This is a genomic window from Flavobacterium macrobrachii (assembly GCF_014486675.1).
In the GTDB taxonomy this organism is placed as follows: domain Bacteria; phylum Bacteroidota; class Bacteroidia; order Flavobacteriales; family Flavobacteriaceae; genus Flavobacterium; species Flavobacterium macrobrachii.
This window is the reverse complement of record NZ_JACTAC010000027.1, coordinates 1-25,397: the sequence shown is the minus strand read 5'-3', so window position 1 is coordinate 25,397 and position 25,397 is coordinate 1. Positions and strand designations below refer to the sequence as shown.

Annotated in this window: 27 protein-coding genes; 9 read left to right on the top strand and 18 right to left on the bottom strand. The window is 33.0% G+C overall.

From position 1 onward, the window contains the following. Window positions 1–28 precede the first annotated feature (28 nt). The 5 genes from IAI56_RS07830 to mraZ are packed head-to-tail and all read right to left on the bottom strand — an operon-like array spanning window position 29 to window position 5,190. On the bottom strand, window positions 29–1,492 hold the full coding sequence (locus IAI56_RS07830) for a UDP-N-acetylmuramoyl-L-alanyl-D-glutamate--2,6-diaminopimelate ligase (protein WP_187657342.1): 1,464 nt from the start codon (window positions 1,490–1,492) through the stop codon (window positions 29–31). Next, window positions 1,489–3,489, bottom strand: coding sequence for a penicillin-binding protein (locus IAI56_RS07825; protein ID WP_187657341.1), 2,001 nt, complete (start codon window positions 3,487–3,489; stop codon window positions 1,489–1,491). The genes IAI56_RS07830 and IAI56_RS07825 overlap by 4 nt, the downstream gene beginning before the upstream one ends. Next, window positions 3,480–3,827 (bottom strand): FtsL-like putative cell division protein, encoded by a 348-nt coding sequence (locus IAI56_RS07820; protein ID WP_133533502.1) that lies wholly within the window; start codon window positions 3,825–3,827, stop codon window positions 3,480–3,482. Before IAI56_RS07820 ends, IAI56_RS07825 begins: the two co-directional genes overlap by 10 nt. Before the next feature lie 6 nt (window positions 3,828–3,833). Next, window positions 3,834–4,742, bottom strand: a complete 909-nt coding sequence (gene rsmH / locus IAI56_RS07815; protein WP_187657340.1) for a 16S rRNA (cytosine(1402)-N(4))-methyltransferase RsmH — start codon at window positions 4,740–4,742, stop codon at window positions 3,834–3,836. Further along, a complete protein-coding gene (mraZ, locus tag IAI56_RS07810) occupies window positions 4,717–5,190 on the bottom strand; it encodes a division/cell wall cluster transcriptional repressor MraZ (protein ID WP_187657339.1) in 474 nt (157 codons plus the stop codon). Before mraZ ends, rsmH begins: the two co-directional genes overlap by 26 nt. 390 nt (window positions 5,191–5,580) lie before the next feature. Here mraZ and IAI56_RS07805 point away from each other — a divergent pair, with 390 nt between their 5' ends. The 4 genes from IAI56_RS07805 to IAI56_RS07790 are packed head-to-tail and all read left to right on the top strand — an operon-like array spanning window position 5,581 to window position 8,522. Next, window positions 5,581–6,345 carry an alpha/beta fold hydrolase gene (locus IAI56_RS07805; RefSeq protein WP_187657338.1) on the top strand — a complete coding sequence of 255 codons (765 nt, stop codon included), beginning with the start codon at window positions 5,581–5,583 and terminating at the stop codon, window positions 6,343–6,345. A gap of 46 nt (window positions 6,346–6,391) precedes the next feature. Further along, the gene (gene yihA / locus IAI56_RS07800) at window positions 6,392–7,009 is read left to right on the top strand and encodes a ribosome biogenesis GTP-binding protein YihA/YsxC (RefSeq protein WP_187657337.1); all 618 of its coding nucleotides are present in this window, start codon (window positions 6,392–6,394) and stop codon (window positions 7,007–7,009) included. Next, window positions 6,999–7,550 carry a hypothetical protein gene (locus IAI56_RS07795; protein ID WP_187657336.1) on the top strand — a complete coding sequence of 184 codons (552 nt, stop codon included), beginning with the start codon at window positions 6,999–7,001 and terminating at the stop codon, window positions 7,548–7,550. Before yihA ends, IAI56_RS07795 begins: the two co-directional genes overlap by 11 nt. 45 nt (window positions 7,551–7,595) lie before the next feature. Next, complete coding sequence (locus IAI56_RS07790; RefSeq protein WP_187657335.1) at window positions 7,596–8,522, top strand: hypothetical protein; 927 nt, start codon at window positions 7,596–7,598, stop codon at window positions 8,520–8,522. Between the two features lie 22 nt (window positions 8,523–8,544). Here the strand turns inward: IAI56_RS07790 and gldC are convergent, their stop codons facing one another. Next, entirely contained in the window at window positions 8,545–8,880 is a 336-nt protein-coding gene (gene gldC, locus IAI56_RS07785) for a gliding motility protein GldC (protein WP_169523597.1), read from the bottom strand. Then, window positions 8,873–9,838, bottom strand: coding sequence for a gliding motility lipoprotein GldB (gene gldB / locus IAI56_RS07780; RefSeq protein WP_187657334.1), 966 nt, complete (start codon window positions 9,836–9,838; stop codon window positions 8,873–8,875). The genes gldC and gldB overlap by 8 nt, the downstream gene beginning before the upstream one ends. Window positions 9,839–9,933: 95 nt before the next feature. On the opposite strand from gldB, the gene nadE reads away from it, so the two are divergent. Together nadE and IAI56_RS07770 are read left to right on the top strand one after the other, a co-directional pair. Continuing rightward, complete coding sequence (gene nadE, locus IAI56_RS07775) at window positions 9,934–10,734, top strand: NAD(+) synthase (protein ID WP_187657333.1); 801 nt, start codon at window positions 9,934–9,936, stop codon at window positions 10,732–10,734. Between the two features lie 94 nt (window positions 10,735–10,828). Continuing rightward, entirely contained in the window at window positions 10,829–11,458 is a 630-nt protein-coding gene (locus IAI56_RS07770; protein ID WP_187657332.1) for a response regulator transcription factor, read from the top strand. A gap of 33 nt (window positions 11,459–11,491) precedes the next feature. On the opposite strand, the gene dnaG is transcribed toward IAI56_RS07770, so the two are convergent. From dnaG to rlmN, 6 genes are all read right to left on the bottom strand, one after another. After that, on the bottom strand, window positions 11,492–13,483 hold the full coding sequence (gene dnaG, locus IAI56_RS07765) for a DNA primase (RefSeq protein WP_187657331.1): 1,992 nt from the start codon (window positions 13,481–13,483) through the stop codon (window positions 11,492–11,494). Between the two features lie 165 nt (window positions 13,484–13,648). Then, entirely contained in the window at window positions 13,649–14,785 is a 1,137-nt protein-coding gene (locus IAI56_RS07760; RefSeq protein ID WP_187657330.1) for an ATP synthase subunit B family protein, read from the bottom strand. A 132-nt stretch (window positions 14,786–14,917) separates the two neighbouring features. Then, entirely contained in the window at window positions 14,918–15,616 is a 699-nt protein-coding gene (locus tag IAI56_RS07755) for a hypothetical protein (protein WP_187657329.1), read from the bottom strand. Next, window positions 15,603–16,163 (bottom strand): RNA polymerase sigma factor, encoded by a 561-nt coding sequence (locus IAI56_RS07750; RefSeq protein WP_187657328.1) that lies wholly within the window; start codon window positions 16,161–16,163, stop codon window positions 15,603–15,605. The genes IAI56_RS07755 and IAI56_RS07750 overlap by 14 nt, the downstream gene beginning before the upstream one ends. Window positions 16,164–16,528: 365 nt before the next feature. Further along, the gene (locus IAI56_RS07745; RefSeq protein WP_187657327.1) at window positions 16,529–17,509 is read right to left on the bottom strand and encodes a polyprenyl synthetase family protein; all 981 of its coding nucleotides are present in this window, start codon (window positions 17,507–17,509) and stop codon (window positions 16,529–16,531) included. Window positions 17,510–17,737: 228 nt separating this feature from the next. Next, window positions 17,738–18,778, bottom strand: a complete 1,041-nt coding sequence (gene rlmN / locus IAI56_RS07740) for a dual-specificity RNA methyltransferase RlmN (RefSeq protein ID WP_187657326.1) — start codon at window positions 18,776–18,778, stop codon at window positions 17,738–17,740. Between the two features lie 60 nt (window positions 18,779–18,838). Here rlmN and IAI56_RS07735 point away from each other — a divergent pair, with 60 nt between their 5' ends. After that, complete coding sequence (locus IAI56_RS07735; RefSeq protein WP_187657325.1) at window positions 18,839–19,480, top strand: O-methyltransferase; 642 nt, start codon at window positions 18,839–18,841, stop codon at window positions 19,478–19,480. Between the two features lie 119 nt (window positions 19,481–19,599). Here the strand turns inward: IAI56_RS07735 and IAI56_RS07730 are convergent, their stop codons facing one another. The 5 genes from IAI56_RS07730 to IAI56_RS07710 form a co-directional block, all read right to left on the bottom strand. Then, window positions 19,600–20,163 carry a phosphatase PAP2 family protein gene (locus IAI56_RS07730; protein WP_187657324.1) on the bottom strand — a complete coding sequence of 188 codons (564 nt, stop codon included), beginning with the start codon at window positions 20,161–20,163 and terminating at the stop codon, window positions 19,600–19,602. Beyond that, a complete protein-coding gene (locus IAI56_RS07725; RefSeq protein ID WP_187657323.1) occupies window positions 20,163–20,486 on the bottom strand; it encodes a Sec-independent protein translocase subunit TatA/TatB in 324 nt (107 codons plus the stop codon). Before IAI56_RS07725 ends, IAI56_RS07730 begins: the two co-directional genes overlap by 1 nt. 43 nt (window positions 20,487–20,529) lie before the next feature. Further along, window positions 20,530–22,776, bottom strand: a complete 2,247-nt coding sequence (locus IAI56_RS07720; RefSeq protein ID WP_187657322.1) for a M1 family metallopeptidase — start codon at window positions 22,774–22,776, stop codon at window positions 20,530–20,532. Between the two features lie 63 nt (window positions 22,777–22,839). Further along, entirely contained in the window at window positions 22,840–23,337 is a 498-nt protein-coding gene (locus IAI56_RS07715) for a DUF6702 family protein (protein WP_187657321.1), read from the bottom strand. Then, window positions 23,318–24,097 (bottom strand): hypothetical protein, encoded by a 780-nt coding sequence (locus IAI56_RS07710; RefSeq protein WP_187657320.1) that lies wholly within the window; start codon window positions 24,095–24,097, stop codon window positions 23,318–23,320. Before IAI56_RS07710 ends, IAI56_RS07715 begins: the two co-directional genes overlap by 20 nt. A gap of 95 nt (window positions 24,098–24,192) precedes the next feature. On the opposite strand from IAI56_RS07710, the gene pepE reads away from it, so the two are divergent. Both pepE and IAI56_RS07700 read left to right on the top strand, forming a co-directional pair. Continuing rightward, window positions 24,193–24,888 carry a dipeptidase PepE gene (pepE, locus tag IAI56_RS07705; protein ID WP_187657319.1) on the top strand — a complete coding sequence of 232 codons (696 nt, stop codon included), beginning with the start codon at window positions 24,193–24,195 and terminating at the stop codon, window positions 24,886–24,888. 66 nt (window positions 24,889–24,954) lie between these two features. Next, window positions 24,955–25,338, top strand: a complete 384-nt coding sequence (locus IAI56_RS07700) for a hypothetical protein (protein ID WP_187657318.1) — start codon at window positions 24,955–24,957, stop codon at window positions 25,336–25,338. Window positions 25,339–25,397: the final 59 nt, after the last annotated feature.

Sequence of the window (25,397 nt, the reverse complement as noted above, 5' to 3'; positions counted from 1 at the left end):
TTATGAGATTTCTCTAATTTTTAAACTATTACTTGTTCATTTGTTCTAAAAATTCTTTTACTATTTTCATATCATCAAAATCATAGCGTACGCCGTGAATTTCTTGATACGTTTCGTGTCCTTTGCCAGCAATTAGGATAATATCATTCGTATTGGCTAATTGACAAGCGGTTTTTATAGCTTGTTTTCTATCTTCGATAGAAAGTGATTTTTTAAAATTTTGTGGTTCAACTCCAGCTTCCATTTCAGCGATAATCGTTGCTGGATTTTCCGTTCGAGGATTATCAGACGTAATGATTACTTTATCGCTCATTTGCGTTGCGATGTTTGCCATTATTGGTCGTTTGGTTTTATCTCTATCTCCACCACAACCGACAACTGTAATCAATTGCTCGTTTTTAGTTCGAATATCGTTGATAGTTTTCAAGACATTTTCCAAAGCATCAGGCGTATGGGCATAATCGACAATTGCCGTAATTTTTTCATTGGAAACAATAAATTGAAAACGTCCCGAAACACTTTCTAATTCTGACAACAACCTCAACACTTCCAGATTTTCTAATCCTAATTGAACTGCTGTTCCGTAGATTGCCAATAAATTATAAGCATTAAACGTTCCAATTAATCTAACCCAAACTTCATTTTCATTAATCTTAAGAAGCAATCCTGATAATTGATTTTCTAGAATTTGCGCTCTATAATCGGCATAGGATTTTAACGCATAGGTTAATTTCTTAGCATTGGTATTTTGCAACATTACCGAACCGTTTTTGTCATCAACATTGGTCAATGCAAAAGCTGTTTTTGGCAAATGGTCGAAGAATGATTTTTTTACATCGCGATATTCAGCAAAAGTTGGATGATAATCTAAATGATCGTGTGACAGATTAGTAAAAACGCCACCTTCAAACTGCAAACCTTCTGTACGTTTTTGATGAACACCGTGCGAACTCACTTCCATGAAGCAAAATTCGCAACCGATTGCAACCATTTCATTCAAATAGTGATTGATGGTCAACGAATCGGGTGTTGTGTGAGTTGCTTTATGCTCAGTTTCATCAACCATAATTTTTACGGTAGAAAGTAAGCCAACTTTATAACCTGCTTTTTTGAATAATTGATATAAAAGTGAAGCAATTGTGGTTTTTCCATTTGTTCCAGTAATGCCAACCAAACGAATTTTTGACGATGGATTGTCGTAATAATTGGAAGCCATAAAAGCCAACGCTGAATTCGTGTCTTTTACTTGAACATAGGTTATTCCCGTAACGATAATATCTGGTAAAGTATCACAAACGATAACCGTTGCGCCAAGATTAATGGCTTTCTCGATAAAATCATGACCATTAGAAACCGTTCCACGAATTGCAACAAAAACATCGTTCTCTTCAATTTTTCGAGAATCGAATTCAATTTTGTTCACAGCCATTTCGGTCGAACCTTTTACGACTTCGATAGCAACTTTATATAATATGTCTTTTAGTATAATCACGATAATTCGAGTGTGATAGTTTTTACTTTTTCCAATGCTTCACCAGGTTGGATGGATTGTTTTTTTACTTTTCCGGTTCCGATGATTTTTACTTTTATTTTTAAATTTTCTAGCAAGGCTATCGCATCCATTCCAGCCATTCCTTTTAGATTTGGCACTACTTTTTTCTCGCTGTTAATTTTATCGTTATAAACTGAATAAGCTACTTCTTGTTTATTGATTTTCTTATTCAGGTTTTTAATTTCATTGGTTGATGGTGCATCGGTGAAAATCTTTTGGGCAATTCGTTTAAAAACTGGTCCAGCAACATCGGCACCATAATAATTATTCTTAGCCGTATTTGGTTTATGAACAACAACGATGCACGAATATTTTGGTTTATCGGAAGGGAAAAATCCAACAAAAGACGATGCATAATACATTTCATCTTTTCCTCTACTATAATTAACTTGTGCAGTTCCTGTTTTTCCTGCCATCGAAAAATCTTTGGAATACAATTTCGAACCTGTTCCTTTTTTAACTACATTTTCCAAAACAGCTTTTACTTTTTTCACCGTTTCTTGCGAACAGATTCTAGGATTGATAACTTGTTTGTTGTATTTTTTTATGGTTTTATTCCATTCTTTTATTTCCGAAACAAAAATTGGCTTTACCATTTCGCCGTTATTGGCAATGGCATTATACAAAGCCAATGTTTGCAATGGTGTTACTGAAACGCCATATCCATAAGCCATCCAAGGCAATGCTATTCCGCTCCAACCTTTTTCTCCTGGTTGTGGAATAAATGGTTTTCCTTCGCCTTGAAACGGTAATCCAAGCGGTTTATTTAAACCCATTCTGTCAATTCTATCCACAAACTCTTTTGGATTGTTTTTATAATTTTCATAAACGGCTTGTACCAAAACAGTATTGGATGAAACTTCAAAACCACGTGCTAACGAAATTTTACCATAACCACCTTTGTGAGAATCGCGAACTTTTCTACCATAATAAGTGATTTCTCCACCACGAGAATCATATACTTGACTTGTATCTACTTTATTATCATCAAGCAACGCAATTAAATCCACCAATTTGAATGTTGAACCTGGTTCGTGCGATTCTGCTACAGCATAATTTACCGTTTCATAATACGAACCATCTTCTGCTCTACCCAAATTAGAAATTGCTTTCACATGACCCGTTTGAGTTTCCATTACTACAACACAACCATGATCTGCTTCGTATAATTCCAATTGTTTCAGCAAAGCATGATGCGCAATATCTTGAATATAAACATCAATCGTAGAAATTACGTCATAACCATCTTGAGGATCAACTTCATTTACATCACGAATAGGTTTCCATTGACCTTTGGCGATTTTTTGTTTGGAAACTTTTCCATCTTTTCCATTCAAATATTTTCTAAACGACCATTCAATTCCTTTTCCATCTAATTCGCCATTAGGTTTTACGCGTTCGTATCCAATAGTTCTTTCGGCAATTTTCCCAATTGGATGCTCGCGAACCGTTTTTTGTTCGGTAATCATTCCACCTTTATACGTTCCAAGATTGAACAATGGAAAGGTTTTCAATCGCATGTATTCAGTATAACTTAATCCTTTTGCTAATAAATAGTAACGATTTTTATTGGCATGTGCTTTTCTCAATTCCGAATGATAATAGGAACTTGGTTTTCCCAACATTACAGATAATGAATCGGCTAAACCTTTTACATTTTTGTCAAAATCTTCTTGTTTTGGCGCAACCGCATCAAAACGGATAGTATAATTAGGAATAGATGTCGCTAACAAACTTCCGTCAGACGAATAAATATTTCCTTTATTGGCTGGAATTACAAAATCTTTTACAGTTTGTTCTGCCGCCAATTTTCTATAATGTTCGCCTTCAACCCATTGAATTCTGGACAGTTTGAATACCACAGCCATTGCCATCAAAAAGATGCCAAACGCAACTAGGTAAATTCGATAAGACATTTGTTTATCTTCTACTGCCATAACTTTTGGAAAAAAGTTTTTTCAACTGGTTTTTTTACTTTTATTTTTTTTGGAGGAACCGATGATGGAAAAATTTTTCGCTCTTCCATTTTTTTAGAAACGGTCGATTCCATTTTTAATTTCATTAATTCCGAACGTTTATCTACAAACTCCGAACGCAATTCTTTTACTTCGCTTGTCAATTCGGCAATTCGAAATACTTTTTGTTCATATCGATGTGTGTTGGCTATCATCAGAATTGCAATTAGAATAAGAAACAAAATGAAACGCCAGTTTTTGGTAGCATCTTCGTTCAAAAGAAATCTTGCTTTCAATATGCTATAAACACCTTTTTTCATTTTATTCTAAATTTTCTCTGCTATTCTTAGTTTTGCGCTTCTCGCTCTATTATTTATTTTGATTTCTTCGTCGGTTGGAACAATTAGTTTTCCAACAAGTTTGAACGGAACGGAAAAATTTCCAAAAAAATCGCGTTCAGGTTCGCCTTCAAACATTCCGTTTTTCATAAATCGCTTCACTAATCTATCTTCTAACGAGTGATAAGAAATAACACTTAATCTTCCTTGGGGTTTCAAAATTTCGAGTGATTGTTCTAAAAATTCTTTTAAAACTTCCATTTCTTGATTGACTTCAATTCGAATGGCTTGATATATTTGGGCTAAAACTTTGTTTTTTACTTTTTCAGGCAAATATTTTGACAAAACTGTTTTTAATTCTTCCGATGTTTTGATTTCTTTTTTTTCTCTAGCGTCAACGATTGTTCTTGCTAAAGCTGGCGCGACTTTCAACTCACCATAATCTGAAAAAACACGCTTCAAGTTGGCTTCGTCATATTCGTTCACCACTTTATAAGCATCGAGTTCATTTCTTTTGCTCATTCTCATATCCAAATCAGCTTCAAAACGAGTTGAAAAACCTCTTTCTGGAACATCAAACTGATGCGATGAAACGCCTAAATCTGCCAAAATTCCGTCAACACTTTTTACACCGTGAAATCTCAAAAAACGTTTGATATATCTGAAATTTTCATGAATTAACGTAAATCTTTCGTCTGGCAAAGCATTAGCAATTGCATCTTCGTCTTGATCAAAAGCAAACAATTTTCCGTTTGGTCCAAGACGTTTCAAAATCTCTTTGGAATGTCCGCCACCGCCAAAAGTTACATCTACATAAATTCCGTCAGGTTTAATATTCAAACCATCGACTGTTTCGTGCAACAAAACTGGATTATGATATTCCATTGTCATCATCATTTATATTTCCCATTACATCTTCTGCCAAATCAGCAAAATCAATATCATCACCAGCAATTGATTTTTCATACAAATCTTTATCCCAAACTTCGACAATATTAACAGCCGACGAAAGCACAATATCTTTTGAAATTTGAGAAAAAGCCATCAAATCTTTTGGCACCAATAATCTTCCCAAAGCATCAATTTCAACCACTTTTACACCAGCAGTAAAACGACGAATAAAATCATTGTTTTTCTTTACAAAACGGTTCAGTTTATTGATTTTTTGCATCATTAAATTCCATTCGCTCATTGGGTATAATTCCAAACACGGTTGAAACACCGAACGCTTCAAGACAAAGCCATCTTGCAGCGAACCAGACAATTGCTTCTTCAATGCAGCAGGAATCATCAATCTTCCTTTTGCATCAATCTTGCATTCGTATGTTCCAATTATTGAATTCAACTTGATATCATTTGATTATGAGCAAAAATATAAAATATATTACCACATTTTACCACTATCTACCACTTTGTTAATAAGTTTTACCACTTTGCAATCATATAAAAGAGTTTCAAGAGAAAGCTGAAATTTAGAATTGTTAAAAAATTCACAAGAAAACAAGGACAATACATCGAAAATGAATATAAAAAATTGAGTTATGTCAAAATTTTTGAGAAAAATTCAAGGAAACAGAAAAATGAAAATCAAATAAAATTGTTGACAACTAGCATTTTAAGAATTTTAAAAAAACAATAAACAACAACATTCCATTTTTTTTAAATAATCTGATTTGTAAACTAATTTTGTCAAGAAAATTATATATTTGTGGACATACGGAAACGGAAATTTTAGATGGAAAAAAACTATAAAAAAGAGGGAAAATACAGTTATTATGAAGTTGGCGAAGGAACTCCAATCTTAGTTTTACATGGATTAATGGGCGGATTAAGTAATTTTAGTGGAGTAGCCGATTATTTTTCGACTAAAGGTTACAAAGTTGTTATTCCTGAATTGCCGCTTTACACTCAAAACATTCTCAAAACTAATGTGAAAGCATTTGCAAAATATGTAAAGGACTTTATTACTTTCAAAGGTTTTGACCGAGTAATTTTATTAGGGAATTCACTTGGTGGACATATCGCTTTGTATCATTCTAAAATGTATCCTGAAAAAGTTGCTGGACTTGTAATTACCGGAAGTTCAGGTCTTTATGAAAGCGCAATGGGCGACAGTTATCCAAAACGGGGCGATTATGAATACATCAAAAAGAAAGCCGAAGGTGTTTTTTATGATCCAAATGTTGCTACAAAAGAAATAGTTGACGAAGTTTTTGCCGTTGTAAATGATAGAATAAAAGTTATCAAAACTTTGACAATTGCCAAAAGTGCAATTCGTCATAATATGGCAAAAGATTTACCAAAAATGCATGTAAAGACCTGTATTATTTGGGGAAAAAATGACCAAGTAACTCCACCTGAAGTTGCCGAAGAATTTCATAAACTAATGCCCAATTCTTCCTTATATTGGATCGACAAATGTGGTCACGCTGCCATGATGGAACATCCAGATGAGTTTAATCGTTTGCTTGACGAATGGTTAAAAGAAGTACACTTATAAATAACAGAAAGTCCTTTTTGGGCTTTTTTGTTTTAAACTGTAAATTATGAAAATTAATACTGCCGAATTTATCATTAGTAATTCTGAAGTAAGTAAATGTCCAAAAGAGCCTTTGCCAGAATATGCTTTTATTGGTCGTTCCAATGTTGGGAAATCATCTTTGATTAATATGATAACCAATCATAAAAATTTGGCAAAAACCTCAGCACGACCAGGGAAAACCCAACTTATTAATCATTTTAAAATTAATCAAAATTGGTTTTTGGTCGATTTACCGGGTTATGGTTATGCTCGAGTTTCCAAAAAAACCAAAGAAGTTTTTCAAAAATTCATCACCGATTATTTCGAAAAAAGAGAACAACTTGTTTGTGCATTTGTTTTGATTGACATTCGCCATGAAGCTCAAAAAATCGATTTAGAGTTCATTACTTATTTAGGAGAAACCGGCATTCCTTTTTGTATTATTTATACCAAAGCCGATAAAATTAGCCGAACTAAAATCGACTCGCATGTTGCTGCTTATCGCAAAGCTTTGTTAGCTAACAACTGGGAAGAAATGCCACAATATTTTGTCACTTCATCACTTGAAAATACTGGAAGAGATGAATTATTAACTTTTATTGACAACGTAAATCAAGATATATTTAAGAATAATGATTTCTAGAAAACTAACAACTGCTGTACTTATTTTATTCACTTCTTTTTCATTTGCTCAAGAAGAACCAAGTGTTGAAAAATCAATTTTTGGAATTCAAACGGGTATTTTAGGTATTTGGGTTCACAATGAAGCTAGATTAACCAATAGTATTGCGTTAAGAACAGAAATTGGTCTTGATTTTGGAATAAATGGAAATGAAAATACAACGACTACTGTTTTAATACCAAGCATTAGAATTGAACCACGTTGGTATTACAATTTGGAAAAAAGAATAGCTAAAAACAGAAAAATCACCAACAATAGCGGTAATTTTTTAGCTTTAAACGTTGCTTACAATCCTGATTGGTTTTATATTTCGAGTAAAGAAAACATCAATGTTATCAGTACTGTAGCTTTTATTCCAAAATGGGGAATTAAACGAACGGTAGGCAGTCATTTTACCTACGAAGCCGGAATTGGTCTTGGTGGTTTTATTGCTTTGGAAGATTATGAAACCGATACTAATGTTGCGCTTGATTTGCATCTTCGGATAGGTTATACATTTTAAAAAAAGAAGTTTCATAACTAATGAAATTTTCTCTTTTTCTTAACCATGCCAAAAAAAATCTATTTAATAATTTCCTTTTTTTACCTAAACATTTGTTCGGGACAATCATTCTTTACTATCGATATTGATACCAATGAATTCATTGAAAATGTAAATTATTCACTTTTCCTGAAAAAAAAGAAAGTTTTCAATAGTATAACAGAAAACAAAAAAATTACAACCATAAATAATGAAATTGAGTTTGATTCTATTTCTTTTTCAAGGATTGATTACAATACTCTAGGTTTTCCAAAGAAAAGCATTGATTCAATAATCTCATTAAAAAAGAAAACAATCTATTTAGATGAAGTTGTAGTTGGTTCAAAAAAAGATGACTACTTATTGATTGGTGAAACAAATCGTTTTATAAAAAAACAAAGTAGAGCATTTAACGAAGAGTTAATTTTTGGTATAGTTCATAAAAATGACACTAAAAAAGAAATTGAATTAAAAAAAATTGCTTTTTTTACAGAAAAAATTCATTACAAAACAGCATATAAAATAAACCTATTTGAGGTTAATGAAACTTTGCCAAAAAACGGAAATCAATATGCAGAAATTGGAAATCTAATATATTCAACAGATACCTTATATCTTGACAAAACTAATAAAGGTAAAAAAGAAGTTGCAATTGATTCAGAATTAATAATGAAACCAGATAGCTCAATATTCATATCAATCGAGCTATTATATTATTTAGATGAAGATAAAACAATTTCTATTCAAACACAAGAAAAACGCACAAAACTAAAGTTTCAATTATCTAATAAAACTAATTATTATTCTAAGACTATCGATTTTTACACAAAAATTACAAGCGATAAATTACTAAATATTAATCTTATGATTAATTTTGACTTTGCAAATCAACTTTTCTTAAAACCTCACAAAAGTATATTAGTTACTCCTGCAATTATACTTTACGCAAAATAACATGTCAACTAATTATTTTTATTTATTTTTTCAACTCCATTTTTTCGGCAAAATAATCGCAGAAATCTCGCATGGTATCCGCCATTTTTTCATCATCTGTTGCACGTTGAAACGTATCTGCCATAGCAACTAACGTTTGATGGAAAAACTTTTTCATTTCATCAACTGGCATGTCTTTGGTCCACAAATCAATTCGCAAGGTTTCTTGTGCATTGCTATCCCAAATGGAAAGCAACAATGCTTTTGCTTCTTCGTTATCAATTCCACCGTCTTGTGCTGACCATGTTAATTTTTCGGGAACACGATTTTCATCTAGTTCGACATTGAATTTTATTTCGGATTTAATTGTATTACTCATTTTTCTTAGGTTTGTATTTTGATTTTTCAAATAATTCTCTGGCATCCATTTTAAATAAATCGGCTACTGTCATTTTTGGATTATTCTCCATATATGAACGAACAATTTGCCAACCAATCCATTGTCCAATTCTTCCTGGCGATTCGTTATCGATTTCGAGATAAAATTTAGAAAATGGCGCTAAATTTATAAATCGGTTTGCTAACTTAGAATCTGAACTGTACAACAAGTTTTCATCTACAAAAAAGCGCCAAATGTAACTTTCATTTTCTTGACACCAAGTAATTTGTTCTGGCAAATAACCAATTCTTTCGGCATCAGTATAATTAGGTAACAAAATATCTTTTAGATACAATTCTTTACCATAATATATCATTTCAGATAGCAGCGATTTTTCGGTTGGCGCAGGAATGGTTCGCATAGCAAAACTCGAAACTACATCTGGCATCATTTGTCGTTCTTCAAAATTTTGTTCAATATATTCAGGAAAAGTATAAAATTCATGTCCTTTACCTAAATATAATTCCAAAGCAATAATCAATTTATCATTAGCATAAATCGCTTTGTTGTTATAATCCATTTCACCTATTACAGTATAAATTGTTGGCGTAACAACCGTTGGAAAATAGTATTTTATATGCTTGAATAAATCTTCAATTTCAGTTGTTTGCTTACTAAAATTGCCGTATTTTTTTTGGACTTCGCTATATAAAGCACGCCAATCTTTGTTTTGCATTTTTTCAATCCAAACTTTATCATCATTTCCATCGGGAAAGAAAAAAGGATATTCGGCTTTTAAATTGGCTAATTCTTCGGGTTTAGATTCAAAAAAAGCTTTATCAAATCGAACCACTTTAACTTCAACTGGAATTTCTTCTACGGCTTTTTCAACCTTTGATTTTTTTTCGCAAGAAACGATTGCAAACACCAAAGTAAAAAGAACTAAAAATTTCTTCATTATATTTAATTTAAAAAGTCATAAACAGTATAAAAAACTTCTGATTTTTTAACTTTGCAAATATACATTTCAGTTTCTAAAAACTTTCATAACAAATGGCTAAAAAAAGTACTATCAATGTTGAAAAGGTAAATCAACAAATTGTGAATTGGTTAAAAGACTATGCAACTAATGCAAAAGTAAACGGTTTTGTGGTTGGAATTTCCGGCGGAATAGACTCAGCAGTTACCTCAACGCTTTGTGCGCAAACGGGCTTTGCTACTTTATGTGTTGAAATGCCAATTCATCAAGACCAAAATCAGGTAAATCGCGGAAAAGAACATATTGAGCAATTGATGAAGCGTTTTCCAAATGTAACTCATGCTATTACTGATTTAACAACTGTTTTTGAAACCTTTAAAACCGAAGTTCCTGTTAGCGATAACGAAGCGAAATATAATTTATCTCTAGCAAATACACGTGCGCGATTGCGAATGACAACCTTGTACTATCATGCTGGAATTCATGGTTTACTGGTTGCTGGAACTGGAAATAAAGTAGAAGATTTTGGCGTAGGTTTTTACACTAAATATGGCGATGGCGGAGTTGACCTTAGTCCAATTGCCGATTTAATGAAAAGTGACGTTTATGCACTAGCCGAATATTTGAATGTTCCAAACTCAATTCAAAACGCAGCACCAACCGATGGATTATTTGGCGATTCAAGAACCGATGAAGACCAACTCGGAGCAAGTTATGACGAACTCGAATGGGCAATGCTTGCGGTAGAAAATAATCTCGATCCAACAAATTTTTCTGAACGAGAAAAAGAAGTTTACACCATATACAAACGCTTAAACACTGTTAATCAGCATAAAATGAACCCAATTCCTGTGTGTATTATCTCAGACAAATAAAATGTTTTTGTTTCTTTTAACAGTATATTATTTATTTTTTAATACTTTTACATTTAAATTATTCTAAAATAATTAATCAAAAAAACCACAAATTATGATTAACGTATGTATTGCTGATAACTTTCCAGTTGTACACTTTGGAATGAAAGCTTATTTTAAAGACCATAGTGAAATAAGTATTGTATCCAATGTAGGTAATTTTTTTATGATTCCTGATGCATTAAGAAACAAAGAAATTGATGTTCTTATTATGGATTTGGAACTTGACGGATTAAACAGTATTTATGAAGTCAAATCTATCATTAAAAACTTTCCAAAAACTAAAGTTATTATCTTCAGTAGTTTGTCTGAACAAATTTATGCACCAAATGCTATAAAAGCAGGATGTGCAGGTTATGTTCACAAGACATCAAAACTTGAAAATCTTGGTCTAACAATTGTTAAAGTTAACAATGGACAAATTGTTTTAAATGATGAAATCAAGAAGAATCTTGCTTTAATTGCAAAACAAAACAAATCTGAACGTCTTTATAGAAAACTATCAAATCGAGAGATTGAAGTTCTACGTTTTCTGAGCGACGGAAAGAAAAACAACGAAATTGCTAAGATTTTAGGTCTTAACGAGAAAACCATCAGTACGTATAAACTTCGTTTACTAACGAAACTAAACGTAACTAACTTGGTTGACTTAGTTAACAAGGCTAAAACTTTAGAAATCGTTTAGAAAAAAGAAATCCCGAGCAATCGGGATTTTTTTTTAGTAATAAGTTGAACGTATTCTTCCAATTTTATTAGTTAGAATTACTTTCAGTTTATTATAATCATTGATTGTAGTTTTTATTTCTTCTAAATCATTTTCTTGACTTTCTGGAGTGAAACTTTTCATTAAATCAACGATTAACTTATTGATTAAATATTCCCGAAGAGAAATTATTGTTTCAGAAACATATTGACTTATTGTCGTATTTTTACTTTTTACATAAATATGTTTCGCTTCCCAATTGTGCAAAACTTCTTTTTCGTCTTGCATTAAAATATCGGTTACAATTTGCGCAAAATCTGGCGAAAGTTGTTGGAAATAGTGTTCGCGATTGAATTCTTCTTGATTATACTTTTCGATTAAATCATTGTAAATATCTCTAAATAATGGATTTGCTAATTCGATTTCGTCTTCCTGCAAACTGAGATAAATTCGCTGAAAAACTTTATAATCTACTTTTTCTACGACTTCGGTTACTTCGCCTTCGTCATTTGCTTTTAAAATAATATCTTCAAATTGCTCTTCATAATTCCCGTATAAAAGCAAAATTTCAATAATTTTTCTTTCGAGTTCAAAAACGATATTTACTTTTTCTTGAGTAAATTGTGGTTCATTTTTAACAACTTCAAAAGCTTTTTGTTCTGAAGCATCAGAATTTTTTAATTTTTTATTAGCTTCGGAAATGTCTTTTTGAATTAATTGAGCCAAAGTATTCAATAAAACCTGCTCCGAAATATCCATAATTCGGGAACATTCTTGAATGTAAACTTCGCGTTTAATTCTATCCGGAATTTTAGAAATACTAACGACCATATCTCTAATCAAATCGGCTTTTTTGATTGGATCATTTTTCGCTTCATCCATCAGCATTGAAGCTTTGAACTGAATGAAATCTTTGGCGTTATTTTCTAAATACTGAACAACATCTTCATAGGAATTTTTTCGAGCAAAACTATCAGGATCATCGCCATCGGGAAATGTGCAAACCTTAACGTTCATTCCTTCTTCGAGAATTAAATCAATTCCACGAATAGAAGCACGCAATCCAGCAGCATCGCCATCAAAAAGTACCGTTATGTTTTTGGTCAAACGATTGATTAGTCGAATTTGGTCTGGCGTTAAAGCTGTTCCTGACGAAGCTACAACATTCTCAATTCCTGCTTGATGCATTTGAATAACATCAGTATAACCTTCGACTAAATAACAATTATTTTGTTTGGCAATAGCTTGCTTGGCATGGAAAATTCCATACAAGACTTTACTTTTATGATAAATATCGCTTTCGGGTGAATTGAGGTATTTTGCTGCTTTTTTATCATTGGTCAAAATTCTTCCACCAAAACCTAAATTTCGTCCCGATAAACTTTGAATAGGAAACATTACTCTTCCTTTGAAACGATCAAAATGTTTTCCGTCTTCACGAACGATGGTCAAACCTACCTTTTCGAGATAATCGAGTTGATAACCTTTGGACAATGCTTCTTTGGTAAATGCATCCCAAGTTTCGGGCGAATATCCTAAACCGAATTTGGCAATGGTTTCGGAGGTAAAACCTCTTTCTTTGAAATAAGTTAGTCCTATTGCTTTTCCTTCTTCCGATTGTAAAAGTGTTTCTTGGAAATAATTTTTGGCAAATTCTGAAACCAAATACATGCTTTCGCGTTCGTTAGCTTCGATTTTTTCGTCTTGTGAAACTTCAGTTTCTTCAATTTCGATGTTATATTTTTTTGCCAAATAACGAATCGCTTCTGGATAAGTGAAATGCTCATGTTCCATTAAGAATGTTACTGAACTTCCACCTTTTCCGGTACTGAAGTCTTTCCAAATTTGCTTTACAGGCGAAACCATAAAAGATGGCGTTCTTTCTTCAGAAAAAGGACTCAATCCTTTGAAATTGCTTCCAGCACGCTTTAATTGAACGAAATCGCCAATGACTTCTTCCACTCGAGCTGCATCAAAAACTTTATCTATAGTTTCGCGGGTTATCAAATTTAGACTTTTAGATTGTTAGACTTTTAGATTATTAGATTACTAAAATCTTGAAATTGAAAGACCGTAAATTTACACATTCCGAATTTATAATTTATATTTAAAAGAAAAAAGATGCTTCATAACTGAAACATCTTTTAAAGTATAAACTAACCTAAACAATTTTTAGTTGAAATCAAATCGCACTCCAAGTGAAACGTTATTTTGTTTTACTGCATTATCGGCAAACATTGGATTTAAATCGTATTTCACATACAAACTGGTTTCTGAAAAACCGAGATATGCACTAACTCCATAAATAAAATCGTTTACATTGAAATCCCCTTTTTCTTTAGCAGTAAAATCATTTCCGTCAATTTCATAACACAATTTTTGTTTCGATTTTACTCGAAAACCTGCATATCCACCAATTCCAAGACGAACACTTTTATGCGTTTTGAAGATTTCTTTTCCAGCATCATTGATTCTTTTTTTGGTAAAATCAAATTCCAAATGCAACGGAACCGTTACAAAAACATTTCGTAAACGTGAATCCTTTAATTTAGCTCCAAAATCTTCCAAATTGGTTTGATTTCCGTCGGTTACAAAAACTCGATTATCCGTTGGACGAAGATTGTTGTACATTACTGAAAAACCATATTTGGCGTGTAAAAGATTGTTGTTTTTGAAAATTCGGGTATTTCCAGTAATTCCCCATTCGTAAAAATGTGAACCCCAATATCTGAAATCAGAGTTTGCAACACTTCCGTCGGTAACCAAATTGTTCACTCCAGCGGCAAAAACAAACTGTGATGTTGTTCGCAATTCTGACCTATTTCTAACTATTGAATCTCTTCTCTTTCTATCTGTTTCCCAATTTCTCCATTGAACGGTGAATTTTCCTTTTTTTAAACTTATTTCTGTGTCATCAATTACCTCAAATGTTGTTGGATATTTTTTTCCGTTTATCACTAGTGTATCTACTCTATATTTTTTGTCCACTAATTTTCCATTGGCTTTTAATTGAATTAAGTCTTTCAATTCTTGTTCGTATTGCGTTACTTTTAGCTCAATGTTTTCGGCTCTTTTTAAAGCGAAAACTTTCTTTTTTTCTTCTGCTTCTTTAGCCGAAATTTTTCCTTCTTCAAGTTCTACGTTGACGCTTTCCACTTCTCGTTTAAGCGCTTCTTTTTCTTGCTTGGTTACGTTATCGATTTTTGCCGAAATGACTTTAACTCTTTCGTTAAATGTATTTTCTTGCGCTGTCATTTTGCTAACAAAAAGACATAATGCTACTGCTAAGTAAATTGTAAAATTTCTCATGATTATTTATTTTAAGATTAATGATTTTTAAATTTCAATGTCAATTTCAATATCAATTTCAATGTCAATATTTGAAGTTGATTTTTGAAGTTGATTTTTGAAGTTGATTTTTGAATTTGCTATTGTTATTGACTAATGATTTCTGTTGACTACAGCTTCTTTCACCGATTTGTAATTTTTGTTTACCGTGTTCAAAACTCTTTGTCTAAACGTCATATCCAATTCGGTATCAACCTCAGAAAGAAGACTTTTGGCATCAATATTTATACTGGATTTGCTGACTTTAGTTTCCTTTTTTCTATCTTTTTCAACCGATGCTAAAAGCTCATCAACATCAACCATTGAGGTTTTTTTGATTATTTTTTCTTCTTGTTTTGGCGAAACAATTTCCTGATTAACAATTGCTTCTTCTTGATTTTGATTGATGATTGAAACTTCGTTATTATTAGTTATCTGTTGTCTGTTATCTGTTGTCTGTTGACTATAATCTTCTTTTTTTACTGAAACTGCAACTTCCTCAATTTGTCTGCTTTCCAAGTTTGGAGTTTGGATATTTGAGTTTGGAGTTTCTTTTCTTTCAGTTTCAACAACTGTGTTTTGTGATTCAATTGTTGTATTTTTTTGATTGAAAAAGAACAAACCAAGTGTTACGAATACCAAAACGCTGGCAGCAATTCCAATATACTTGAAAGAGAAAAAAGAACGCTTTGTTTTTTTTTCTTCGGCAACGGTTAGCATGGCATCCAATCGATCCCAAGCTTGAGCAGAAGGCTGAATTTCTCTTGAATTCAACTTTTCTCTTATTTGGTTTTCTATATTATTCGGTTCCATTACTGTAATTTTTTAATTTTAAAACATTGTCTTGAAGCATTTTTCGAGCGTGAGACAATTGCGATTTTGATGTTCCTTCACTAATTCCGAGCATTTGCGCAATTTCCTGATGTTTATAACCTTCAATGCAATAGAGATTGAAAACCATTTTGTAACCATCGGGTAAATTGTCTATCAAAAACTGAATGTCTTCCACTGAAAACTGACTTTCGATATTGTTTGCTTTTTCCTCAACAAAGTTTTCGTCTTCAAGAAACTTCACTTTCTTTTGAACTCTAATAAATGAAATACTTTCGTTAATCATTATTCGTCTAATCCAACCTTCAAAACTTCCTTCGTGTTTGAAATTTTTCAAATTGGTAAACACTTTCATAAAAGCGGTTATCATAATATCTTCTGCCTGATGAACATCTTTGATGTATTGACGGCAAACGCTTAGCATTTTCGGAGCATATTTTGAATAAATCTGATGTTGTGCATGCCGATTATTCTCGACAGCCAATTCGATTAATTCTTTTTCTTCTTTATGTAAGCTTATTACTTTCATTGTTCAATGGCAATGTCAAAATTCAATTTCAACCTCAAACTTCAATTTGTTATTGTTTTTTGAAGTTGACTTTTGATATTGATTTAGACCTCTATTAACAGAGACGAGAATGATTAAAAAATGGTTGCATCATTCAATTAAAAATTACGAATTAAAAATTAAATCGCTTATTTTCGTTATTTTAAAATATTATTATTTTTAATCCTGTGATTTCACTCTCGTGAAAAAACGAGATGAAATAACAAAGTTTGTGAAAAAATTTTGAAATTGAACTTGAATTATGAGATTCCTAAGGAATGACAAAGTTTAGGTTAAATTATTGAAATTGAGATTGACTTTTGAAGTTGATTTTTGAAGTTGATTTTCTATTTTTTCCTATCGATAACATAATTAACCATTAAAATCAGGCTTTCTTTATAGTTTGAATTTGGAAAATCTTGAAGTAAGGAAAGTGCTTCTTGCTGGAATTGCACCATTTTTTGTTCGGCGTACGTTAGTCCGTTTTTGTTTTTGACGAATTGAATAACTTCTCTAACTCGCTTTTTGTCTTTGTTGTGATTTTTTATTGAATTGATGCACCAACTTTTTTCTTTTGGCGAACAATTATTCAAAGCATAAATTAATGGCAACGTCATTTTTTGTTCTTTGATGTCAATACCGGTTGGTTTTCCAATAGCATCATCCGTATAATCAAAAAGGTCATCTTTGATTTGAAACGCCATTCCGATGAGTTCGCCAAAAAGGCGCATTTTTTCCACCAAAGCAAAATCTTCTGAAACTGATTTTGCACCAAGTGCGCAACATGAAGCAATTAATGTTGCTGTTTTTTTGCGAATGATTTCATAATAAACTTCTTCAACAATATCTAATCTTCTGGCTTTTTCTATTTGAAGCAATTCGCCTTCACTCATTTCGCGCACAGCAACTGAGATGATTTGAAGTAAATCAAAATCGCCGTTGTCAATGGAAAGTAACAATCCTTTTGACAGTAAATAATCGCCAACTAAAACGGCAATTTTATTTTTCCACAACGCATTGATGGAGAAAAATCCACGACGGCGATTGCTATCATCAACCACATCATCGTGAACTAAAGTTGCGGTGTGAATAAGTTCGATAACACTAGCGCCACGATAGGTTCGTTCGTTAACTTCGTTGTCATTGGAAATCATTTTTGCTACCAAAAAAACAAACATTGGTCGCATTTGTTTTCCTTTCCGGTTAACGATGTAATAGGTAATTCGGTTCAATAACGCAACCTTGGAAGTCATTGATTCGTAGAACTTTTTTTCGAAAAGTTCCATTTCAATCAAAATAGGTTGTTTTATTTGAGAAGTGACGTTCATTTATGAGTACAAAAATAGGTATTTTGCTTGAAGTAGCGTTAGTGTTATAATAATCTTAACGGTATTCAATACAATTCCTTTTTTAGCCCTGATTGTAGTGGAAATCCTTTTATGAATTGCCGGGTTTAAACCCGCAATTCATAAAAGATTGAAACGGAAAGCAGGAAAATGGATTGCAAAAATGCGCAAACGATTCGCTCCTATCCCAACTAAATTGGGATTGACACTTTACGATTTATTAGCCAATTGTCCGCAAGCTGCATCGATATCTTTTCCGCGACTGCGACGTACTTTGGCTACGATGTCATTTTGCTCTAACGCTTTGATGTAGTTATCAATGGCTTGGTCTGATGCTTGCTGAAATTCGCCATCGTCGATTGGATTGTATTCGATTAAATTGACTTTGCACGGAACGTATTTGCAAAATTTTACCAACGCATCAATCGAAGCTTTGTCGTCGTTAATTCCTTTCCAAACCACGTATTCGTAAGTGACTTTGCTTTTGGTTTTTTTGTACCAATATTGCAATGCTTCACGTAATTCGGGCAATTGGAAGTTTTTTGTAAACGGCATAATGTGGTTTCGAGTTTCTTCGATGGCGGAATGTAGCGAAACGGCGAGTTTGAATTTTACTTCGTCGTCAGCCATTTTTTTTATCATTTTGGAAACTCCAGATGTGGAAACGGTGATTCTTTTTGGCGACATTCCTAAACCTTCATCGGAAGTGATCATGTCGATGGCTTTCATCACGTTGTTGTAGTTCATCAAAGGTTCGCCCATTCCCATAAAAACGATGTTGGACAATGGTCGATTGTAATACAAACGGCTTTCGCGGTCGATGGCAACAACTTGGTCGTAAATTTCACCTGGTTCAAGATTTCGCATTCGTTTTAAACGTGCTGTGGCACAAAAATTACAATCCAAACTACAACCTACTTGACTGGAAACACAAGCTGTTGTTCGGGTTTCGGTAGGAATTAAAACACTTTCTACAATCAAACCATCGTGCAGACGAACAGCATTTTTTACGGTTCCGTCTTCGCTGCGTTGCATTTGGTCAACCTTTATATGATTGATAACGAAGTTGTTTTCGAGCATGGCACGAGTTTCTTTGGAAACATTGGTCATGTCTTCAAAACTGTGCGATGCTTTGCTCCAAAGCCATTCATAAACCTGATTTCCGCGAAAAGCTTTGTCGCCATTGGCCACAAAAAAATCACGAAGTTGCTCTTTGGTTAAACTGCGAATGTCTTTTTTCTCGATTTCCATGGCGCAAATTTAGGGTATTTTAATTATTTCATAATTCGTATTTTTGTAAAAAATAAAAACATGCATTTTCTTTCCGACGAATTAGATCATTATGTAACGCTTCATTCTGAAAACGAACCCGAATTGTTGGCGCAACTTAACAAAGAAACTCATCAAAAAATTTTGCAACCAAGAATGTTAAGCGGACATTTTCAAGGCAGAGTTTTGAGCATGCTTTCTAAGATTATTCATCCGAATAACATTTTGGAAATTGGAACTTATACTGGTTATGCAACTTTGTGTTTAGCCGAAGGTTTAGCCGAAAACGGAACGATTGACACGATTGATGTTAACGAGGAATTGGTTGATTTTCAGCGAAAGTATTTTGACAAAAGCCAATGGGCAACCCAAATTTTCCAACATCTGGGAAATGCTTTAGACATTATTCCAGCGTTGAATAAAAAATATGATTTGGTTTTTATTGATGCCGATAAAGATAATTACATCAATTATTTTAATGTAATTGTTCCGATGATGAATAAAGGCGGAATTATTCTTTCGGATAACGTTTTATGGAGCGGAAAAGTTTTGGAAGAAGTAAAATCTAATGACTTAACTACTAAAATTCTGTTGGATTACAATCAGCTTTTGAAAGATGACGAACGCGTTGAAACGGTTTTATTGCCTATTCGTGATGGATTGACAGTAAGTAGAGTGAAATAGTTTGAAATTAGAATTTAGAAGTCAGAAATTAGAAGTTTTGAGTTGGAAGTTGCGAGTTTCGGGTTTCGGGTTACGAGTTTGCGACACTTCAACTTTACTTCGTCTTCGCTCAGCATAAACTAGTGTGATAATTCCCTGAAGATAAACTTCTGATACAACTTATAACAAACAAATCCCATTGTTGCGCCAAAAACATATCCGGTTAGAATATCAGTTGGGAAATGCAATCCGAGGTAAATTCGGCTGTAAGCGAAGATTAAAGGAAACAAAAACAATAAGTAAGCGTGTTTATAATATTTTCTTAAAACCATAACCATAAAAACTGTTGAAGCCATTGAATTTGTGGCATGACCAGAGAAAAAGCTGAATGATTTACTGGTTTTTACAATTCGTAGTAAACCATTTATTTCTGTATCATTTACTGGTCGAAGTCGTTCAAAACCGTATTTGAAAAGATTTACAGTTTGGTCGCAAATCAAGAGTAAAACGGCAGTGAATAGAATGTAATAACCGAATTTTTTCCACCCGATTTTCTTTTGAAGTAAATAAAAAATAAACAGAAAAAATGGAGTCCAATAAATTTGTTTGGTAATAATCAACCACAAACCATCATAAGTTTCTGAACCCAAAGTATTGAGATAAACCAATACCTCTTTGTCTAAATCGATTATTTTTTCGAACATTATCGTTGGCGTTTTATTGGACCAGTTAAGTCTTCAAAACTTTCGGTGATTTCGCTAACAGGATTAATGTCTGGCGGTGCAACACTTGATTTTATTTCGTCAACTTCTTTGGTAAAACTTGACGTTAATTCTTTCATGCTGTCGGTTACACCATTGGCATCGGCACTTTTTTGAATTTCTGATTTGATTTCGTTAGTAGCATTTTTCAGTTGCGCCATTCCTTTTCCTAAGGTTCGTGCAATTCCAGGTATTTTATCGGAACCAAAAAGCATTAAAGCTATAAAAATAATGAATACTAATTCTCCGCCGCCAATTCCAAACATAATTTTAATCTTTTATTTCGAGTTGCAAAGTTACAAAGTCTTTTTAATCAAATTTTGATTTTAACTGTTCTTTTGGCCACGTATTATTTGTTACATCAATATCGGCAGTTTCTTGTTTTGGATCAACAACAATTTTTGTCACCGCTTTTTGTGTAGCAAATGTTCTAATCGCTTCTTTATCGTTCATTCGCCAAATTTGCGCTGGGAAATGATGATTTTCGGTTGTTCCGTCTTCAAAAGTCATTTCTACAATAATTGGCATTACCAAACCTCCAGGTTTATCGAAGGTTACTTGATAGAAATATTTTGGCGATTTTAGCTTAGCTTGTTCTTCTTTGGTAAATGTTTTTTCAATGTATTCTGCAAGCGGTTTGCTGTCTTTAATTTCAAACGGTTTATTCAACTCTGGTTTATAACTTTCGCTTCCATCGGCAATCATATAAACCGCTGGACCATCGATTTGATTTCTACGACGACGTGTTTTCAAGAACTCTTCCACTTCTTTCGAAGGTTCGTTGCTTACAAAATATTTTTTCACTTCTTTAATTCCGATGTCGTTATAATCTGTCGTATAAAACCAACCGCGCCAAAACCAATCCAAATCAAAAGCCGACGCATCTTCCATCGTTCTAAAAAAATCTTCTGGTGTTGGATGTTTGAATTTCCATCTATTCGCATAGGTTTTAAACGCATAATCGAATAATTCTCTTCCCATAACGGTTTCTCGAAGAATATTCAAAGCCGTTGCTGGTTTTCCATAAGCATTATTTCCAAATTGGCGAATGCTTTCAGAGTTGGTCATAATTGGTTCTAATCCTTTTTGATCGCCACTCATATAAGGTATGATATTTTTTGCTGGTCCTCGTTGTGCTGGGAATTTTTCATCCCATTCCATCAAAGCCATATACTCCATAAACGAATTCAAACCTTCATCCATCCAAGTCCATTGACGTTCATCCGAATTGACTATCATTGGGAAATAATTGTGTCCAACTTCGTGAACAATTACACTCATCATTCCGTTTTTTGTGCGTTCAGAAGTTACACCATTCTTATCTGGACGACCATAATTCCAGCAAATCATTGGATATTCCATTCCTTGATCTTCAGCGTTGATTGAAATGGCTTTTGGATACGGATAATCAAATGTATGAGCAGAATAACTTTTTAAAGTATGTGCAACCATTCGAGTTGAATACTCTTCCCAAAGCGGATTTCCTTCTTTTGGATACAACGAAATTGCCATAGCGGTTCTCGTTTCCAATTTTACCGCCATCGCATCATAAATGAATTTTCTTGAAGTAGAAATTCCAAAATCGCGCACATTAGTTGCTTTAAATTTCCATGTTTTTTTCTTGTCTGAAAAACCTTTCTCAGCAGCTTCGGCTTCGGCTTGTGTAACTACAATTACTGGTTTATCGAATGTTTTTTCGGCTAATTGATATCTTTTTAACTGTTCTGCTGTAAAGACTTCGCTTCTATTCAATAAATCGCCTGTTGCTTCCAAGATATGATCGGCTGGAACAGTGATATTTACGTCAAAATTCCCAAAAGGCAACGTAAATTCTCCCGAACCCCAAAATTGTTGATTTTGCCAACCTTCAACATCGTTGTAAACTGCCATTCTTGGATAAAATTGTGCCAAAACATACAATCTATTTCCGTCGGGAAATTGCTCATAACCCGAACGTCCGCCATCTAAACGGTAATTATTGATGTTGTACCACCATTTTATAGAAAATGAAATTTTTTCACCGTGTTTTAATGGTTTTGGCAACTCGATACGCATCATTGTTTGATTGATGGTATAATTCATAGGTTTTCCAGCAGCATCTTTGAGGTATTCGATATTAAATCCGCCATCAAATTTTTCTTCTAAATACGTTCTAGAAAAACCTTTTGGCGACATAGCTGGATCGGTTACACTATTTTGAATTAGAGGCGAAAGTGATTTTCGAGATTGTTGGTTTTGATCCAATTGCATCCAAAGATAATCCAAACTTTCTTTGGCATTGTTGGTATAAGTTACGGTTTCCTGACCATATAATTTTGCATTTTTATCGTCGAGTTCTAAATCGATTTTATAATCGGCTTGTTGCTGATAATATTCTGGTCCAGGCGCGCCAGAAGCTGTACGATACATATTTGGCGTTGCCAATACATCATACATTTGTTTGAATTTATCAGGATTTCTTTCCGTAGATTTTGTTTCTTTTTGGACTTCTTGTGCCGTTAACAAACTGGCTGTCAAGAGTAATATGGTTACTAAAATCGGGTTAGTTTTAGTCATATCTTTTTAGTTTTTAGGCAACTAAAATAGAACAAATGTTTGAGAAAAGAAACGTGTCAAGTTTTATTTTAACATTCCTTTAAAATTATCTTCCGTAAACAACAAGCTATTTTTCTCGCCATTGTTGTCAAATTGGATGATATTTTGCTGTTCGGGATAAATTTCCATTAAGATAGAATTTTCTACTTCGAGCGAAGTTATTTGGGCTAACTCTTTGATTTTGAAATAGCAAATCACAACATTATTCTCCATTTCTTTGGATAGAAAAGTATAATTTTTAGCTTGACCTTTTATTTTTAATTTGAATTTTTCGGCAATATATTTTTGCATTAAAACTTCGTCTTCTTTGCTTTCTTTTGGTTCGCCGATGAATGTTTTCTTATGGAATTTTTTTTCTAAAGCTAAGTTCAAATCGTCCACAAAAATTCGGGTTGTGATGTGTAATTCCTTTTTTTGTGGCACAAATTTCATTTGAAACATCCCAACATAAAATTTATGGACAGCAAAAGACGACAAGACAATTATCGCTACTAAAAAAAGGCTACTTTGTTTCCATTTCATTTTCATTTTCATTTAAAAGCGTTGTGTATTCTGTTGCTAATTTCACAAAAGCAAATTCTATTTGTATCTTATTTTCTGTTTCCAAAGCTTCTCTTAATTCTTTATTATCCGAAACATAAAAAAGAAATCCTTTTACATATTCTTCAGGAATTTTAAGTTTTTCAACAAAAAAAGCGGTTTCAAACTGATCTTCAATTTTCTTGATGGTCAATTCTTTTCTTTCAACTTCGAGTTCTTTTTTCAGCATTGCTGTTCGTCCGCTTATTGCATTCAAAATTGGATCAAGACCTAAACCAACTCCTCCACCTAAACCAACCAAAAAATAAGGATCATAATTTGACGCAGTTCTCAATCTTCGTTCAGCTGGCGTGTATTTTTTAGCAGGTTTATCCAAAATACCTAAGTCAACTGCATTGATATTAGGATAGGTTTTAATTTCAACCATTTCCAGCGGAATAACTTTAGCATGAACAACAACCGTAACGAGTTTTTTCAAAATATCGTCTTTAGAAACCTCAATGGCTTTGACATCAATTGCCATGCCTTCAAAAGTTAACTTATCGCCAACTTTTACAAACATCGAAAAATCTCCATTTTTTTCAGGATTTACAGCATTTTCCGAACGTCTATTAGTCACCACAATTGATGTTAAATCAACATCTTGACAAATGATTTTTCCTTTCAAAAAATGAAGATCATCATTTTGAGAAAAACCTATTGCATTGACGATTAAAAAAATAAAAACAAAAAAACGCTTCATTGGCAACTGTTTTACGTTGTAAAAATATCTTTTTAGAAAATAATTACGCTATAATCTTTTGTTAAAACTTATATTTGACCTTTAAAATTCAGAAAATGAAAAAGCTAATTATTGCCAGTACTTCAACACTTCACGGCGGTTCTTATTTGGACTATATTTTGCCAGTTTTAGAAAATCATTTCAAAGATTGCGAAACCATTTTATTCATTCCTTATGCTCGACCAGGCGGAATTTCGCATGATGAATACACTCAAAAAGTAGCCGAAACTTTTACTAAAATCAATAAAAAAGTAGTTGGACTTCATCAATTTGATAATGCTGCAAAAGCCGTTGAACAAGCCGAAGGTATTTTTACTGGTGGCGGAAATACATTTTTATTGGTTACACAACTTTACGAAAATAACGTGATGGATGTTTTAAGAAATACCATCGAAAACGGAACGCCTTATCTTGGTTCGAGTGCTGGAAGTAACATTACCGGAATTTCGATGCAAACAACGAATGATATGCCAATCATTTATCCGCCGAGTTTTAAAACGCTTGGTGTCATTCCGTTTAACTTAAATCCGCATTATCTCGATCCCGATTTGCAAAGCAAACACATGGGCGAAACGCGCGAAACTAGAATTAAAGAGTTTCATGCTTTTAACGATATTCCTGTTTTGGGCTTGCGTGAAGGAAGTTGGCTGGAAGTGAATGGCGAAAAGATTACTTTAAAAGGAGATTTGACTGCGCGTTGGTTTACTGCTGACAACATACCTGTTGAATTAGAAACGGGAACAGTTTTCTAATTAAAAGACTTTTGAATATTTGAGAGTTAGCGGTAACCATAATCGAAACCTTGCAAAAGAATAATTATGAAATTTATAAGAACATTGTTTTCACTATTAATTATTTTGATAATTCAATCGTGTCAAAAGAAAATTGAATGTGTAAAAGAATTGAAATTTGATAAAAGTTTGTGGTTAAAAAATCAACAGAAAGATTGCTACAAAGACAGAGAAAAGATGCTTTATAATCTATTAGACAATTATAAAATCAAAGGCCTAAAATACTCAGAAATTGAGAAACTCTTAGGAAGCGCAGAAATTGTTTCGACATCACATTCAAAGTACATTACATATACTGTAACAACAAAAAAAGATTCAACAATAGACCAAAAATATTATAAAGAACTGATTATTTTTTTAGACAGAGATAGTATAGTGAAAAGTATTATGGTTGCAAAAAGTGACAAATAAAAACTACAACTAATAGCGGTAACTGTTGCACAACCTCAATAAAAAACTAAAATTTTAAA

Bases quoted from the DNA above. Each gene is read 5' to 3' on its own strand.
- IAI56_RS07825 (WP_187657341.1), bottom strand. From the start codon at position 3,489: ATGGCAGTAGAAGATAAACAAATGTCTTATCGAATTTACCTAGTTGCG.
- IAI56_RS07820 (WP_133533502.1), bottom strand. From the start codon at position 3,827: ATGAAAAAAGGTGTTTATAGCATATTGAAAGCAAGATTTCTTTTGAAC.
- rsmH (WP_187657340.1), bottom strand. From the start codon at position 4,742: ATGATGATGACAATGGAATATCATAATCCAGTTTTGTTGCACGAAACA.
- IAI56_RS07805 (WP_187657338.1), top strand. From the start codon at position 5,581: ATGGAAAAAAACTATAAAAAAGAGGGAAAATACAGTTATTATGAAGTT.
- yihA (WP_187657337.1), top strand. From the start codon at position 6,392: ATGAAAATTAATACTGCCGAATTTATCATTAGTAATTCTGAAGTAAGT.
- IAI56_RS07795 (WP_187657336.1), top strand. From the start codon at position 6,999: ATGATTTCTAGAAAACTAACAACTGCTGTACTTATTTTATTCACTTCT.
- IAI56_RS07790 (WP_187657335.1), top strand. From the start codon at position 7,596: ATGCCAAAAAAAATCTATTTAATAATTTCCTTTTTTTACCTAAACATT.
- gldC (WP_169523597.1), bottom strand. From the start codon at position 8,880: ATGAGTAATACAATTAAATCCGAAATAAAATTCAATGTCGAACTAGAT.
- gldB (WP_187657334.1), bottom strand. From the start codon at position 9,838: ATGAAGAAATTTTTAGTTCTTTTTACTTTGGTGTTTGCAATCGTTTCT.
- nadE (WP_187657333.1), top strand. From the start codon at position 9,934: ATGGCTAAAAAAAGTACTATCAATGTTGAAAAGGTAAATCAACAAATT.
- IAI56_RS07770 (WP_187657332.1), top strand. From the start codon at position 10,829: ATGATTAACGTATGTATTGCTGATAACTTTCCAGTTGTACACTTTGGA.
- IAI56_RS07760 (WP_187657330.1), bottom strand. From the start codon at position 14,785: ATGAGAAATTTTACAATTTACTTAGCAGTAGCATTATGTCTTTTTGTT.
- IAI56_RS07755 (WP_187657329.1), bottom strand. From the start codon at position 15,616: ATGGAACCGAATAATATAGAAAACCAAATAAGAGAAAAGTTGAATTCA.
- IAI56_RS07750 (WP_187657328.1), bottom strand. From the start codon at position 16,163: ATGAAAGTAATAAGCTTACATAAAGAAGAAAAAGAATTAATCGAATTG.
- IAI56_RS07745 (WP_187657327.1), bottom strand. From the start codon at position 17,509: ATGAACGTCACTTCTCAAATAAAACAACCTATTTTGATTGAAATGGAA.
- rlmN (WP_187657326.1), bottom strand. From the start codon at position 18,778: ATGGAAATCGAGAAAAAAGACATTCGCAGTTTAACCAAAGAGCAACTT.
- IAI56_RS07735 (WP_187657325.1), top strand. From the start codon at position 18,839: ATGCATTTTCTTTCCGACGAATTAGATCATTATGTAACGCTTCATTCT.
- IAI56_RS07730 (WP_187657324.1), bottom strand. From the start codon at position 20,163: ATGTTCGAAAAAATAATCGATTTAGACAAAGAGGTATTGGTTTATCTC.
- IAI56_RS07725 (WP_187657323.1), bottom strand. From the start codon at position 20,486: ATGTTTGGAATTGGCGGCGGAGAATTAGTATTCATTATTTTTATAGCT.
- IAI56_RS07720 (WP_187657322.1), bottom strand. From the start codon at position 22,776: ATGACTAAAACTAACCCGATTTTAGTAACCATATTACTCTTGACAGCC.
- IAI56_RS07715 (WP_187657321.1), bottom strand. From the start codon at position 23,337: ATGAAATGGAAACAAAGTAGCCTTTTTTTAGTAGCGATAATTGTCTTG.
- IAI56_RS07710 (WP_187657320.1), bottom strand. From the start codon at position 24,097: ATGAAGCGTTTTTTTGTTTTTATTTTTTTAATCGTCAATGCAATAGGT.
- pepE (WP_187657319.1), top strand. From the start codon at position 24,193: ATGAAAAAGCTAATTATTGCCAGTACTTCAACACTTCACGGCGGTTCT.
- IAI56_RS07700 (WP_187657318.1), top strand. From the start codon at position 24,955: ATGAAATTTATAAGAACATTGTTTTCACTATTAATTATTTTGATAATT.